Here is a 13,746-nt window from a genome sequence, read left to right on the forward strand (position 1 = left end):
GTTACGCCTACGTCACCGTAACTTAGGTTCCCCGCGTGCGCACGGGACAGCGTCGGTGATGAATGCCTGGAGTGTCGTACGCCCGTTCTAAGCTGCTCATGACCGATTCACCGGCCGACGATCCGTATCCGCCGACGGTCCGTGGCTATCGTGGACCGACTCCGCACCTGCATGAGGAGGCGCTTCGCCTGCGACGCCGGGGCTGCACCGTCCCGGAGATCGCGAAGCGGGTCGGTGTGGCTCGCTCCACCGCCTATCAGTGGGTGCGGCACCTGCCGATAGACCTCGACTCCGAGGGGTCCGGGCTCGTCGGCGGGCGCACTCCAAGGCGATGACGGACGCCCAGTGGGGCGAGTATCGCGCTGCTCGCGACGCCGCTCGGGCCGAGACGGTCGCGAAGGTCGCGGCGTGGGTGAAACACCTGCGCTATCGGGAACTGGTCCTCGTGGGCGCGGCGATCTACTGGTGCGAAGGCGGCAAGGCGAAGCCTTGGCGTCCGAATGACTGCCGGTTGAAGTTCATCAACAGCGACCCGACGCTGGTGCTGCTGTTCCTCCGATTCGTCGAGGCGCTCGGGGTCGCCCGAACCGCGCTTCGGTTCCGGGTCAGCATCCACGAGAGCGCGGATGAGGCGGCGGCGGTGCGATGGTGGGCCGACCTGGTGGGGTCGAAGGGATCATGAAGGGAATGAGCGATGGCGTCACGGGCGAGGGGCGCTAAGGTGTAGGGGTCCGGCAAGCTGTTCAGTTTGCCCGTTTTAGACCGTCCCGGGTCGTCTAATGGCAGGACGTCAGGTTTTGGTCCTGATTGTAGGGGTTCGAGTCCTCTCCCGGGAGCTTCCGCTCGTCGCGGACGATGTCTGGTTAGCATGGCCGCGAGATTGTTCGCCGTCCCGACGGGAGCCCGTGTCGTGTCCCAGCCCCACCTCCGCACCGTTGTCGTGCTCGCCGCCGGTGAGGGCAAGCGGATGAAGTCGGCGCTGCCCAAGGTGCTGCACCCGCTGCTCGGCCGTACCCTCGTCGGCCACGTGCTCGCCGCCGCCGCTCCGCTGGCCGCGGACCGCACGGTGGTCGTGGTGGGGCACGGCGCCGACCAGGTCCGCGCGCACCTCGCGGAGATCGCCCCCGAGGCCACCCCGGTGCTCCAGGCCGAGCAGCTCGGCACCGGGCACGCCGTCCGGATCGCGCTGGACGCCGCGCCGGACGCCACCGGCACCGTGGTCGTGATCAACGGTGATGTGCCGCTGCTCCGCCCGGAGACGGTGGCCGCGCTCGTGGCGGCGCACGAGGAGGCGCGCGCGGCGGCGACCGTGCTCGCCGCCGAGGTGCCCGACCCGACCGGCCTCGGCCGGATCGTGCGCGACACCGACGGGCGGCTGGAGCAGATCGTCGAGGAGCGCGACGCGACCCCCGCGCAGCGGGCGATCCGGGAGATCAATGCCGGCATCTACGCGTTCGACGCCGCCCGGCTGCGCGACGCGCTGGGCAAGCTGTCGACCGACAACGACCAGGGCGAGGAGTACCTGACCGACGTCTTCGCCCTGCTGGGCTCGGCCGGCGAGCCGGTGGCGGTGCACGTGGCGGCGGACCACGTGGAGACGCTGGGCTGCAACGACCGGGTCGAGCTGGCCGCCCTGCGCCGGCTGCTGCGTGCCCGGGTCAACGAGGCGTGGATGCGTACCGGGGTCAGCCTGCTCGACCCGGACACCACCTGGATCGACGTGACGGTCGCCCTCGACCGGGACGCGGTGGTCGACCAGAACACCCAGCTGCGCGGCGGCACGGTGGTCGGCACGGGCGCGGTGGTCGGGCCGGACGTGACGCTGATCGACACCGTCGTCGGCCCGGGCGCCACCGTGCTGCGCAGCCACGCGGTGGGCGCGGAGGTCGGTGCGGGCGCCAGCGTCGGGCCGTACGCGTACCTGCGGCCGGAAGCCCGGCTCGCCGAGAAGGCCAAGGTCGGCACGTTCGTCGAGGTGAAGAACTCGGAGGTGGGTGCGGGCGCGAAGGTGCCGCACCTGTCGTACGTGGGGGACGCGACGATCGGCGCGAAGGCGAACATCGGCGCGGCGACGATCTTCGTGAACTACGACGGGGTGAACAAGCACCGCACCACGGTCGGCGAGGGTGCGTTCGTCGGCTGCGACACCAGCCTGATCGCGCCCGTCGAGGTGGGTGCCGGGGCGTACGTGGCGGCGGGCAGCGCGATCGCGCAGGACGTGCCGGCGGGCGCGCTCGGGGTGACCCGGGCGCCGCAGCGCAACCTCGACGGCTGGGTGGCCCGCAAGCGGGCCGGCACGGTCTCCGCCGAGGCGGCCGCGCGGGCCCAGGCGGCGGATGAGCGTGCGTCGGCGCCGGGATCCGGGGCAAGTGAAGGTGAGGCAATCCACGGGGATGCCGAGCCGGTCAGGTCGGCCCCGGGCGCGGGGGATACTGCAACCGAATAGTCCCCGGCCCACCACCACCGCCGGGTACCACCGACCAACGGGAGCAGACGGGCCCATGGGCAGCATCGTCGCCGAAAACCGCAAGAGCCTGATGCTTTTTTCCGGACGTGGCTTTCCGGAGTTGGCCAAGGAGATCGGTGAGGTGCTCGGCGTCGCGCCGACGCCGGCCGACGCGTACGAGTTCGCCAACGGTGAGATCTTCGTACGGTTCAAGGACTCGGTACGCGGTTCGGACGCCTTCGTGGTGCAGTCCGTCACGCACGGGGTCAACACGTGGGTCATGGAGACCCTCATCATGATCGACGCGCTGAAGCGCGGTTCGGCCAAGCGCATCACCGTGGTGCTGCCGTTCTACCCGTACGCCCGGCAGGACAAGAAGCACCGCGGCCGGGAGCCGATCTCGGCCCGGCTGGTGGCGGACCTGCTGAAGACGGCCGGGGCGAACCGGATCCTCACCGTCGACCTGCACACCGCGCAGATCCAGGGCTTCTTCGACGGCCCCGTCGACCACCTCTTCGCGATGGACATCCTCGCGGAGTACGTCCAGCACAAGTACGCCGGCCGTCCGATGACGGTGGTCGCGCCGGACTCGGGCCGCGTACGGGTGGCCGAGCGGTGGACGGACCGGCTGGGCGGCTGCCCGCTGGCGTTCATCCACAAGACGCGGGACCCGCTGAAGCCGAACCAGGTGGTGGCGAACCGGGTGGTCGGCGAGGTCGAGGGCCGGGTCTGCCTGATCGTCGACGACATGATCGACACGGGCGGCACGATCTGCGGGGCGGCGGACATCCTCCGGGAGTCCGGCGCGGCCGACGTGATCGTGGCCTCGACGCACGCGCTCCTTTCCGACCCGGCGACCGAGCGGCTGAAGAACGCCCCGATCAGCGAGGTCGTGGTGACCAACACGCTGCCGCTGCCGCCGGAGAAGCAGCTCGACAAGATCACCGTGCTGTCGATCGCGCCGCTGCTGGCGCGGGCGATCCGCGAGGTCTTCGACGACGGCTCCGTGACGACCCTCTTCGGCGGCCTGAGCTGACCGTCTGACGCCGGGCCGGGCGGTTACCGCCGCCCCCGGTCCGGCGTCGGCGCTCCGGCAGCGGCAACGCATCGACCCGGTCGCGGGCGGGGAGTCCGGTCGGCGGCGGGCCGGCCGGCGGCCGGGTAGTCGCCCTTTGGCGGCGACGCGCGGCGCCCGGCGGCGGGTGCCGCCGGGGCAGGTCCAAATCGCCCTGCGGGCCTGCGGGAACGGTGATAAGGGGACTGCCGGAACGCGCGGAATCAGCTCGGGTAGACTGGTGCGGTTGCCACGGCGAGGGTGCCCGGCGGGCCGCTGAGAAGCGCCGCACGGAGGCACCGTCATCGACGCGGTGCTCCGGGCAGTCGTTCTCGACGCATGAGCCCCAGCGAGCCCCTCGCCCCAGCACCGCCAGACGACAAGCCGCCGCAGCGAAAGCATCAGGAGTTCTCCCGTGTCCGAGGTAAAGATCAGCGCCGAGCCCCGTACCGAGTTCGGCAAGGGTGGTGCCCGTCGTACCCGCCGGGCCGGCAAGGTGCCCGCCGTGCTGTACGGCCACGGCGAGAAGCCCAAGCACATCGCGCTGCCGTCGCGTGAGTTCGCCGCCGCGATCCGCAAGGGCGGCGCCAACCAGCTCTTCGCGATCGAGGTCAGCGACGGCACCCAGGTGCTGGCGCTGCCGAAGGCGATCCAGCGCGACCCGATCAAGGACACCTTCGAGCACGTGGACCTGCTGCTGGTCCGCCGGGGCGAGAAGGTCACCGTCGACGTCCCGGTCCAGCTGACCGGCGAGGCCGCGAGGGACACCCTGATCGTGCACGACCACGACACCCTGTCGGTCACCGCCGACGCGACCAAGGTGCCGGACCACCTGGAGGCCTCGATCGAGGGCCTGGAGGCCGGCACCCAGGTCACCGCCGGCGACGTGGAGCTGCCGGCCGGCGTCGAGTTGGCCGCCGACTCGGAGCAGACCGTCGCTTCGGTGACCGCCGCGCCGACCGCCGAGCAGCTCGAGGCCACCCTCCCCGAGGTCGAGGAGGCCGCCGAGGAGGCCGAGGCCGGTGTCGGCGAGGAGACCGCCGAGGCCGCCGAGGCTCCGGCCGCGGAGGGCGAGGAGAACGCCGAGGCGAAGACCGAGGCCTGACCGGTTCGCATCGTTGCGACAGGCGTCCCCGCGCGGTCGGGGGCGCCTGTCGGCGTATCGGTGTCCGGGCGGGCGGGTGACGGCGAGCAGCGGGAGGGGCGGGGCGTGACGGACGAGACGGGGCCGTGGCTGGTGGTCGGCCTGGGCAACCCGGGTCGGGAGTACGCCGGCAACCGGCACAACGTCGGCTTCATGGTGGCCGACCTGCTGGCGGGTCGGCTCGGCGCGAGGTTCGGTCGGCACAAGCGGGCGGTGGCGGAGGTCGCCGAGGGGCGGCTCGGTCTCGGCGGGCCGAAGCTGGTGCTGGTCAAGCCGCTGACGTACATGAACCTCTCCGGCGGGCCGGTGACCGGTCTGGCCCAGTTCCACAAGGTGCCGCCGGGCCGGGTGGTCGCGGTGCACGACGAGTTGGACATCGGGTACGGGCAGGTGCGGGTGAAGTGCGGCGGTGGCGAGGGCGGGCACAACGGCCTGCGCTCGATGTCGAAGTCGCTGGGCACGAAGGAGTACGTCCGGGTGCGGTTCGGCATCGGCCGGCCCCCGGGGCGGCAGGACCCGGCGGACTACGTACTGTCGGATTTCGGCGCGGCGGAGCGCAAGGAGCTGGAGTTCCTGGTGGACCGGGCCGCGGATGTGGTGGAGTCGGTGATCACCAGGGGCGTGGAGCCGACGCAGAACCTCTACCACGGGGTGTGAGGGCCGGGTCGGGCGCCGGGGGCCGGTAGTCTTCGCCTTTCGGCGCGACGCGACCGTCGGGGCGGCTCGTCGTCGGCGGCGTGCCGGGTGCGGAGCACGGCGAGGCGACGGGAGCAGGAGTCATGGGCAGTCCTCCGATGATCGACGGCGCTTTCGCCCGGTGGCTGGCGGCCCGGGCCGGTCAGGCGCTGCTCGGCCTGCGGTCCGAGATGGGTTTCGCCGACGCGGGGGCGTTGAAGTCGGCGGGCGACAAGGTCTCGCACGACCTGATCCGCACCGAGCTGGCGAAGTGGCGGCCGGGTGACGCGGTCCTCTCCGAGGAGGACGAGGGTTCGCGGCTGGCCTGGGCGGCGGAGGTGAACGCCGAGGCGGTCTCCCGGCTGGCGGCCGACCGGGTGTGGATCATCGACCCGCTGGACGGCACCCGGGAGTTCGCCGAGGAGGGCCGTTCGGACTGGGCGGTGCACGTGGCGCTCTGGGCGCGTGACGCGCCGACGCCGCACGGGCTGGTGGCGGGCGCGGTCGGGCTGCCGGCGCAGCAACGGGTGCTGGGCACCGACTATCCGCCGGCGTACCCGCAGCCGAGGGTGGAGGCGGCGGCGCCCGGCGGGCGGACGATCCGCCTGGCGGCGAGCCGGAGCCGGCCGCCGGTGTTCCTGACCGACCTGGCGGAGGACGTCGGGGCGCACCTGGTGCCGATGGGCTCGGCCGGGGCGAAGATCGCCGCGGTGGTCACCGGTGAGGTGGACGCCTACATCCACGCGGGCGGCCAGTACGAGTGGGACTCGGCCGCGCCGGTCGCTGTGGCGACGGCCACCGGGCTGCACGCTTCCCGGATCGACGGTTCTGCGCTGAGATACAACGAGGCGGATCCGCGCCTACCGGACCTGCTGGTCTGCCGCAAGGATCTCGCCAGTCGGTTGCTTGCAGCGTTGCAGCGTCATTCCGGGTAGCCTGAGCGGCACTTCTTGGCATGCCCGACCGGAAAGGTCTGGAATATCGATGAGCGGATTCGAGCGAAGCGAGCCCGTGTCATGACCGCCCCCGCCGCCTACCAGGTGTCGCACCTCGACGCGCTGGAGGCCGAGAGCATCTTCGTGATGCGCGAGGTGGTCGCCGAGATGGAGCGGCCGGTGCTGCTCTTCTCGGGCGGCAAGGACTCGATCGTGATGCTCCGGCTGGCCCAGAAGGCGTTCGCCCCGGCCAACATCCCGTTCCCGGTCATGCACGTGGACACCGGGCACAACTTCCCCGAGGTCCTGGAGTACCGGGACCAGCGGGTCGCCGAGCTGGGGCTGCAACTGGTGGTGGCGAGCGTGCCGGAGGCGCTGGCCAGCGGGCTGGTGCGGGAGTCGGGCGACGGGATGCGCAACCGGATCCAGACGCCGGTGCTGCTGGACGCGGTGGAGAAGCACCGGTTCGACGCGCTCTTCGGCGGCGCCCGCCGCGACGAGGAGAAGGCCCGCGCCAAGGAGCGGGTGTTCAGCTTCCGCGACGAGTTCGGCCAGTGGGACCCGAAGAACCAGCGCCCGGAGCTGTGGTCGCTCTACAACGGCCGCCACCACCCGGGCGAGTCGATCCGGGTCTTCCCGCTGTCCAATTGGACCGAGCTGGACGTCTGGCACTACATCGCGCGCGAGCGCATCGCACTGCCGTCGATCTACTACGCCCACGAGCGCGAGGTGGTCGAGCGCGACGGGATGCTCTACGCGGTCAACGAGTTCTTCCGTCCCCGGGCGGGCGAGGACCGGTTCAAGGCGCGGGTGCGCTACCGGACGGTGGGCGACGCGTCCTGCACGGCGGCGGTCCGTTCCGACGCCGACACGGTCGAGAAGGTCATCGAGGAGGTCGCCGCCACCCGGATCACCGAGCGCGGCGCGACCCGGGGTGACGACCGGGTCAGCGAGGCCGCCATGGAGGACCGCAAGCGGGAGGGCTACTTCTGATGACCACCGAGACCGTCGCGCCCACGGCCACCGAGACGCCCGGCAGGCCGATGGACCTGCTGCGCTTCGCCACCGCCGGCAGCGTCGACGACGGCAAGTCGACCCTGATCGGCCGGCTGCTCTACGACACGAAGTCGCTCTTCACCGACCAGCTCGCCGCCGTCGAGGCGGTCAGCGCGGCCCGGGGCGACGAGTACACGAACCTGGCGCTGCTCACCGACGGCCTGCGGGCCGAGCGCGAGCAGGGCATCACCATCGACGTGGCGTACCGCTACTTCGCCACCCCCCGGCGGAAGTTCATCATCGCGGACACCCCGGGGCACATCCAGTACACCCGCAACATGGTCACCGGGGCGTCGACGGCCGACCTGGCGCTGATCCTGGTGGACGCCCGCAAGGGCCTCGTCGAGCAGTCCCGCCGGCACGCGTTCCTCTGCTCGCTGCTGCGCGTGCCGCACCTGGTCCTCTGCGTCAACAAGATGGACCTGGTCGACTTCTCGCAGGAGGTCTTCGAGCGGATCGCGGACGAGTTCACCGCGTTCGCCGCGAAGCTCGACGTGCCCGACCTGACGGTGGTGCCGATCTCGGCGCTGCGCGGCGACAACATCGTCGCCCGGTCGGAGAACATGCCCTGGTACGAGGGCCCGTCGCTGCTGCACCACCTGGAGCGGGTGCACATCGCGAGCGACCGCAACCTGGTCGACGTCCGGTTCCCGGTGCAGTACGTGATCCGCCCGCAGTCGACCACCGTCACCGACTACCGGGGCTACGCGGGCCAGGTCGCCTCCGGCGTGCTCAAGCCGGGCGACGAGGTGATGGTGCTGCCGTCCGGGTTCACCAGCCGGATCGCCGCCGTGGAGACCGCCGACGGGCCGGTCGCGGAGGCGTTCCCGCCGATGTCGGTGACCGTACGCCTGGAAGACGAGATCGACATCTCCCGGGGCGACATGATCTGCCGTCCGAACAACGCCCCGGCGGTGTCCCAGGACATCGAGGCGATGGTGTGCTGGATGGACGAGACCCGTCCGCTCCAGGTCGGCGGCAGGTACGCGATCAAGCACACCACCCGCTCCGCGCGGGCGATCGTGCGCGGGCTGCACTACCGGCTGGACGTCAACTCGTTGCACCGCGACGAGTCCGCCGACGGGCTCGGGCTCAACGAGATCGGCCGGGTGCGGTTGCGGACCACCGTGCCGCTGCTCGCGGACGAGTACCGCCGCAACCGCACCACCGGCGGCTTCGTGATCATCGACGAGGCCACCAACCGTACGGTCGGCGCGGGGATGATCGTCGAGGCGCAGTGAGTCCCGCCGACGGGCGGGTGCCGACGCCCGCCCGTCGTCTGCCGGGCTGACCGCGCCCGGGGCAGGGCCCCGGGCCGGGTGTCCGCCGCTGCCCGCCGGTCGGTCGCCGGCCGACGGGTCGCCGCGTCGGTGCTCAGTCCAGCCGGGTCGCCCCGGGGCCGGGCAGGACGGTGACGTGGCCGGGCGCGGCGAAGCCCCGCTCGGCGTACGCGGCCGTGACGGCGGCGGCGACCGCGTCGGCCCGTTCCGCGTCGACGAGGGCGAGTACGCAGCCGCCGAAGCCGCCGCCGGTCATCCGGGCACCGAGCGCCCCCGCGCCCAGGGCCGCCTCGACGGCCGTGTCGATCTCCGGGACGGTGATCTCGAAGTCGTCGCGCATCGAGGCGTGCGAGGCGGTCAGCAGCGGGCCGATCTCGCGTACCCGCCCGGCGCGCAGCAGCGCGACCGTGTCGAGCACCCGCTGGTTCTCGGTGACGACGTGCCGTACCCGGCGGCGGGTCTCGTCCTCGTCGAGCCGGGCCAGGGCGTCGGCCAGAGCGTCGGCCGGGACGTCCCGCAGCGCCGCGACGCCGAGCAGCCCGGCGGCCCGCTCGCAGGAGCCGCGGCGGGCGGCGTACTCGCCGTCGGCGTGCCGGTGCGGGGCCCGGCTGTCGACGACCAGCACGGCGAGGCCGGCGGCGTCCAGGTCGAAGGGGACCTGCTCGACGGACTCGTCCCGGCAGTCGAGGAAGAGCGCGTGCCCGGCGCGGCACCGGATCACCGCCGACTGGTCCATGATCCCGGTCGGCGCGCCCACGTAGTCGTTCTCCGCGCGCTGGGCCAGCCGGGGCCGTCGCTCGGCGGGCAGGTCCAGCCCGCCCAGGTCGACCAGGGCGGCCAGCACGGCGGCCTCCAGCGCGGCCGAGGAGGACAGCCCGGCGCCCAGCGGCACGTCGGAGGCGATGGCCAGGCGCGCGCCGGGTGCCGCGTGCCCCGCCTCCCGCAGCGCCCAGACGACCCCGGCCACGTACGCGCCCCAGCCGTCGACCCGGCCGGGCCCGGCCAGCTCGTCGGCGCCGAAGGTGACCGTCTCGCCGGTGAGCTCGGAGCAGACCGTCCAGGTGTCGCCGGGCTGCGGGGCGGCTGCCACCACCGTGCGCAGCGGCAGGGCGAAGGGGAGCACGAAGCCGTCGTTGTAGTCGGTGTGCTCGCCGATGAGGTTCGCCCGCCCGGGAGCCGCCCAGCGGCCGGCGGGCGGCTCGCCGTACGCCGAACGGAAGCCGGCGGTGGCGCGGGCCGCGACGTCGTCGGTCACCGCGGCCCCGCGACGTGCGTGCGGAAGAAGGCCCAGGCGTCGGCGACGATGTCGGGCAGGGTCGGCTTCTGCGGCACCCAGCCCAGCTCCTCGCGGGCCAGCGCGGACGACGCGACCAGCTCGGCGGGATCGCCCTCGCGGCGCGGCGCCACCTCGACCGGCACGGGGTGGCCGGTGACCTCGCGGACCACGTCGACCACCTGCCGGTTGGTGAAGCCGTTGCCGTTGCCCAGGTTGTAGATCCGGTGCTGGCCGGCGGTGGCGGCGCCGAGCGCCAGCAGGTGGGCGCGGGCCAGGTCGGCGACGTGGATGTAGTCGCGCACGCAGGTGCCGTCGACGGTCGGGTAGTCGTCGCCGAAGAGCTGGAGCTTCTCCCGCCGGCCGGCGGCCACCTCCAGCGCGATCGGGATCAGGTGGGTCTCGGGGTCGTGCCGCTCGCCGAGCGCGACGTCGCCGTCGAGGTACGCGCCGGCGACGTTGAAGTAGCGCAGCGAGACGGCGGCCAGGCCGTGCCCGATCGCCTCGGAGGTGAGGGCCATGTCGACGGCGAGCTTGGTGGCGCCGTACGTGTTGGTGGGGGCCTTGACGGCGGTCTCCGGGATCGGCAGCTCGGTGGGGTTGCCGTAGACGGCGGCGGTGGAGGAGAAGACCAGGCGCGGTACGCCGGCGGCCCGGACGGCGTCGATCAGGGCGATCGAGCCGACCGTGTTGGCGTGCCAGTAGAGCTCGGGCCTGGTCATCGACTCGCCTGCGGCGATCAGCGCGGCGAAGTGCAGCACCCCGTCGAAGCCCGCGCCCGGGGTGAGCACCCGCGCGGCGTCGTGGACGGACGCGTCGACGTACGTCGCGTCGGGGGCGAGCGCCTCCCGGTGGCCGGTGCGCAGGTCGTCGAGCACCACCACCTCGTGGCCGGCGTCGAGCAGCATCCGGGTCACCACGCTGCCGATGAAGCCGGCGCCGCCGGTGACGAGCAGTTTCACGTCGGTCTCCTCCTGCCTGGCCGCCTGGTCGCGGCCCGTGTCGTGATCACCCTACGGCCGGTCGCCCGGTGGCCGCCCTCCGTCGGCGACCGTGCCATTCCACCATGATTCCCCAACTTCGAACAGAGCCGAACATGGACCGCCCGCTGGCGCCGTGCTGTCTACCATCACAGTCATGCGGGAAGCGGGTGCTCCCGGGCCGCGGCGACGCGCCCGGGGCCGGCCACGCCGTGAGCCGGGGCCGCTGCCCCGGGCCGTCGCCCGGATGGTGGTGCGCGCCGCCGACGCCGCCACCCGGGCGGTGACGGCCCTGCTCGGCGCCAGCCCGGCGGCGGGCCGGGAGCGGATCAGCGAGGCGGAGCTGCGCGACCTGGTCGCCGCCAACACCCTGCTCGACCCGGTCGAGCGCCGGATCATCGACGAGGTGCTGGTCGCGGGCGCGAGCCTGGTCCGCGAGGTGATGATGCCGCGCACCGAGGTCGTCTTCCTCTCCGCCCGGCACACCATCGCCGAGGCGGAGCGGCTGGTCCGGGCCGAGACGCACACCCGCTACCCCGTGGTCGACGGCACCCACGACGACGTGGTCGGCTTCGTGCACCTGCGCGACGTGCTGCTCCGCCCCGACCTCGACCCCCACACCACCGTCGGCGAGCTGACCCGGGAGGTGAAGCGGCTGCCCGGCAGCAAGCGGGTGCTCGCCGCGCTCAGCGAGATGCGCCGGGAACGCCACCACCTCGCCGTGGTGGTCGACGAGTACGGCGGCACCGCCGGCATCGTCACCCTGGAGGACCTGATCGAGGAGCTGATCGGGGAGATCCACGACGAGTACGACACCGCCCCCGAGCCGGTGCACGCGGGCCTGCCCGCCGTGGTGGACGGCCGGCTCAACCTCGCCGACTTCGCCGAGCGCACCGGGGTGAGCCTGCCGTCCGGCCCGTACGAGACGGTCGGCGGATTCGTGATGGCCGCGCTGGGCCGGCTCCCGGTCGCCGGCGACGAGGTGCCGGTGACCGCCGGCCCGGCCGGCGACGGCGGCGCGGCACCCGACGACCCGTCCGGCGGATGGCTGCTGCGGGTGCTCACGCTGGAGGGGCGACGGGTGGCCCGGCTCACGGTCACCGCCGGGCGCCTGCCGGAGCCACGGCGCGAGGCCGCCGCCCCGACACCGACGGGGCGGAGCCGACCCGCCGGCCCGTCATGACGCGCACCGGGTCTTGCTGACAGAATTGCCGCCATGTCCGACGTACCCGCCCGCCCCCGCGTCTTCTCCGGCATCCAGCCGACGGCCGACTCGTTCCACCTCGGCAACTACCTGGGCGCCGTGCGGCACTGGGTGGCGTTGCAGGACACCCACGACGCCTACTACTGCGTGGTCGACCTGCACGCGATCACCGCGGGGCACGACCCGAAGACGCTCATGCAGCGTTCCCGGATGGCGGCCGCCCAGCTCTTCGCCGTCGGCCTCGACGCGGAGCGCAGCACGCTCTTCGTGCAGTCGCAGGTGCCCGAGCACTCGCAGCTCGCCTGGGTGCTGGGCTGCATCACCGGGTTCGGCGAGGCGAGCCGGATGACGCAGTTCAAGGACAAGTCGCAGAAGCAGGGCGGCGAGCGGGCGAGCGTGGGCCTGTTCACCTACCCGGTCCTGCAGGCCGCCGACATCCTGCTCTACCAGGCCAACGCCGTGCCGGTGGGCGAGGACCAGCGCCAGCACCTGGAGCTCTCCCGCGACCTGGCCCAGCGGTTCAACTCGCTGTTCGGGCCGACCCTGACGGTGCCCGCGCCGCACATCGTCAAGGACACCGCGAAGATCACCGACCTTCAGGACCCGACGGCCAAGATGTCGAAGTCGTCCTCGTCGCCGGCCGGCATCGTCAACCTGCTGGAGGACGCGGCCCGCTCGGCCAAGAAGATCCGTTCCGCGGTCACGGACACGGGGCGGGAGATCGTCTTCGACACCGAGACCAAGCCCGGCATCTCCAACCTGCTGACCATCTACTCGGCCCTGAGCGGGCGCAGCGTCGACGACCTGGTCGCCGCGTACGCCGGCAAGGGCTACGGCGACCTGAAGAAGGACCTCGGCGAGGTGGTGCGGGAGTTCGTCGGCCCGATCCAGGAGCGCACCCGGACCTACCTCGACGACCCGGCGCAGCTGGACAAGCTGCTCGCCGCCGGCGCGGAGAAGGCCCGCGCGACCGCCGGCGAGACGCTGCGCACCGTGTACGAGCGGGTGGGCTTCTTCCCGCCGGTGCGCGGCGAGTAGCGCCCCGGCGCGACGGGTGAGGGCGGACGGGCCGGTGGCCGGAGGGATGACGCAGAGCGTGGATCGCAGGGACGGGACGCCGGACGCCGGTGACACCATCGAGATCGGCATCGCGGTCGACATCCCGGAGCCGTGGGGCGGCATGCTCACCCGGCGGCGGGTCGAGGCCGGCGACCCTCGGGTCGTGCCCGCGCACGTGACCCTGCTCGGGCCGACCGAGATCCCGGTGGCGACGCTGCCGGCGGTGGAACGGCACCTCGGGGCGGTCGCCGCCGCCCACCTGCCGTTCACCCTGCACCTGCGGGGCACCGGCACGTTCCGGCCGGTGACCCAGGTCGTCTTCGTGGCGGTGGCCGCCGGGATCAGCGAGTGCGAGCTGCTCGCCGCCGCGATCAGCGCCGCCCCGGAGCTGCACCGCGAGACGCGCTTCCCGTACCACCCGCACGTCACGGTCGCCCAGGACGTCGCGCCGGAGGCGCTGGACAGGGCGTACGAGGACCTGGCCGACTTCTCGGCCATGTTCGAGGTCGAGGCGTTCACCCTCTTCTCGCACAGCGGGCAGACCCGGTGGCAGCCGCGCCGGGACTTCCGGCTGGGCGGCTGAGCGGTCGCCCGAGTGCGCCACGAGCGCCACGGCGCCCACTTCCCCGACGCCGGCCCG

The 13,746-nt window shown here is 72.9% G+C and carries 14 protein-coding genes and 1 tRNA gene; 13 read left to right on the forward strand and 2 right to left on the reverse strand.

The features are described 5' to 3' along the window. Window positions 1-98: 98 nt before the first annotated feature. From RM555_RS31065 to RM555_RS23155, 10 genes are all read left to right on the forward strand, one after another. Window positions 99-335 (forward strand): helix-turn-helix domain-containing protein, encoded by a 237-nt coding sequence (locus RM555_RS31065; RefSeq protein WP_396888828.1) that lies wholly within the window; start codon window positions 99-101, stop codon window positions 333-335. Next, window positions 332-682, forward strand: coding sequence for a hypothetical protein (locus RM555_RS23115; protein WP_311413704.1), 351 nt, complete (start codon window positions 332-334; stop codon window positions 680-682). The genes RM555_RS31065 and RM555_RS23115 overlap by 4 nt, the downstream gene beginning before the upstream one ends. Window positions 683-765: 83 nt before the next feature. Continuing rightward, window positions 766-836 (forward strand) — tRNA-Gln (locus RM555_RS23120). A 32-nt stretch (window positions 837-868) separates the two neighbouring features. Next, a complete protein-coding gene (gene glmU, locus RM555_RS23125) occupies window positions 869-2,446 on the forward strand; it encodes a bifunctional UDP-N-acetylglucosamine diphosphorylase/glucosamine-1-phosphate N-acetyltransferase GlmU (RefSeq protein WP_311413705.1) in 1,578 nt (525 codons plus the stop codon). Window positions 2,447-2,501: 55 nt separating this feature from the next. Then, on the forward strand, window positions 2,502-3,482 hold the full coding sequence (locus RM555_RS23130) for a ribose-phosphate diphosphokinase (RefSeq protein WP_132231504.1): 981 nt from the start codon (window positions 2,502-2,504) through the stop codon (window positions 3,480-3,482). A gap of 433 nt (window positions 3,483-3,915) precedes the next feature. Beyond that, window positions 3,916-4,605, forward strand: a complete 690-nt coding sequence (locus RM555_RS23135; RefSeq protein WP_311413706.1) for a 50S ribosomal protein L25/general stress protein Ctc — start codon at window positions 3,916-3,918, stop codon at window positions 4,603-4,605. Between the two features lie 105 nt (window positions 4,606-4,710). Continuing rightward, window positions 4,711-5,301, forward strand: a complete 591-nt coding sequence (gene pth / locus RM555_RS23140; RefSeq protein WP_132231500.1) for an aminoacyl-tRNA hydrolase — start codon at window positions 4,711-4,713, stop codon at window positions 5,299-5,301. A 122-nt stretch (window positions 5,302-5,423) separates the two neighbouring features. Continuing rightward, window positions 5,424-6,254: an inositol monophosphatase family protein gene (locus RM555_RS23145; protein ID WP_311413707.1), complete on the forward strand. Its 831-nt coding sequence runs from the start codon at window positions 5,424-5,426 to the stop codon at window positions 6,252-6,254. Between the two features lie 81 nt (window positions 6,255-6,335). Then, window positions 6,336-7,247, forward strand: a complete 912-nt coding sequence (gene cysD, locus RM555_RS23150; protein ID WP_311413708.1) for a sulfate adenylyltransferase subunit CysD — start codon at window positions 6,336-6,338, stop codon at window positions 7,245-7,247. Beyond that, entirely contained in the window at window positions 7,247-8,551 is a 1,305-nt protein-coding gene (locus RM555_RS23155; RefSeq protein ID WP_311413709.1) for a sulfate adenylyltransferase subunit 1, read from the forward strand. Before cysD ends, RM555_RS23155 begins: the two co-directional genes overlap by 1 nt. Window positions 8,552-8,684: 133 nt before the next feature. Here the strand turns inward: RM555_RS23155 and galK are convergent, their stop codons facing one another. Both galK and galE read right to left on the reverse strand, forming a co-directional pair. Next, window positions 8,685-9,845: a galactokinase gene (gene galK, locus RM555_RS23160; RefSeq protein ID WP_311413710.1), complete on the reverse strand. Its 1,161-nt coding sequence runs from the start codon at window positions 9,843-9,845 to the stop codon at window positions 8,685-8,687. Beyond that, window positions 9,842-10,825, reverse strand: a complete 984-nt coding sequence (gene galE, locus RM555_RS23165) for a UDP-glucose 4-epimerase GalE (protein ID WP_311413711.1) — start codon at window positions 10,823-10,825, stop codon at window positions 9,842-9,844. The genes galK and galE overlap by 4 nt, the downstream gene beginning before the upstream one ends. 175 nt (window positions 10,826-11,000) lie before the next feature. Here galE and RM555_RS23170 point away from each other — a divergent pair, with 175 nt between their 5' ends. Genes RM555_RS23170 through RM555_RS23180 form a run of 3 tightly spaced genes read left to right on the forward strand, consistent with a single transcriptional unit; the run spans window position 11,001 to window position 13,689 of the window. Beyond that, the gene (locus RM555_RS23170; protein WP_311413712.1) at window positions 11,001-12,026 is read left to right on the forward strand and encodes a hemolysin family protein; all 1,026 of its coding nucleotides are present in this window, start codon (window positions 11,001-11,003) and stop codon (window positions 12,024-12,026) included. Window positions 12,027-12,059: 33 nt separating this feature from the next. After that, window positions 12,060-13,085 carry a tryptophan--tRNA ligase gene (trpS, locus tag RM555_RS23175; RefSeq protein WP_311413713.1) on the forward strand — a complete coding sequence of 342 codons (1,026 nt, stop codon included), beginning with the start codon at window positions 12,060-12,062 and terminating at the stop codon, window positions 13,083-13,085. 46 nt (window positions 13,086-13,131) lie between these two features. Continuing rightward, on the forward strand, window positions 13,132-13,689 hold the full coding sequence (locus tag RM555_RS23180; protein WP_311413714.1) for a 2'-5' RNA ligase family protein: 558 nt from the start codon (window positions 13,132-13,134) through the stop codon (window positions 13,687-13,689). The last annotated feature ends 57 nt before the right edge of the window (window positions 13,690-13,746 follow it).

It is taken from the genome of Micromonospora reichwaldensis (assembly GCF_031845925.1).
In the GTDB taxonomy this organism is placed as follows: domain Bacteria; phylum Actinomycetota; class Actinomycetes; order Mycobacteriales; family Micromonosporaceae; genus Micromonospora; species Micromonospora reichwaldensis.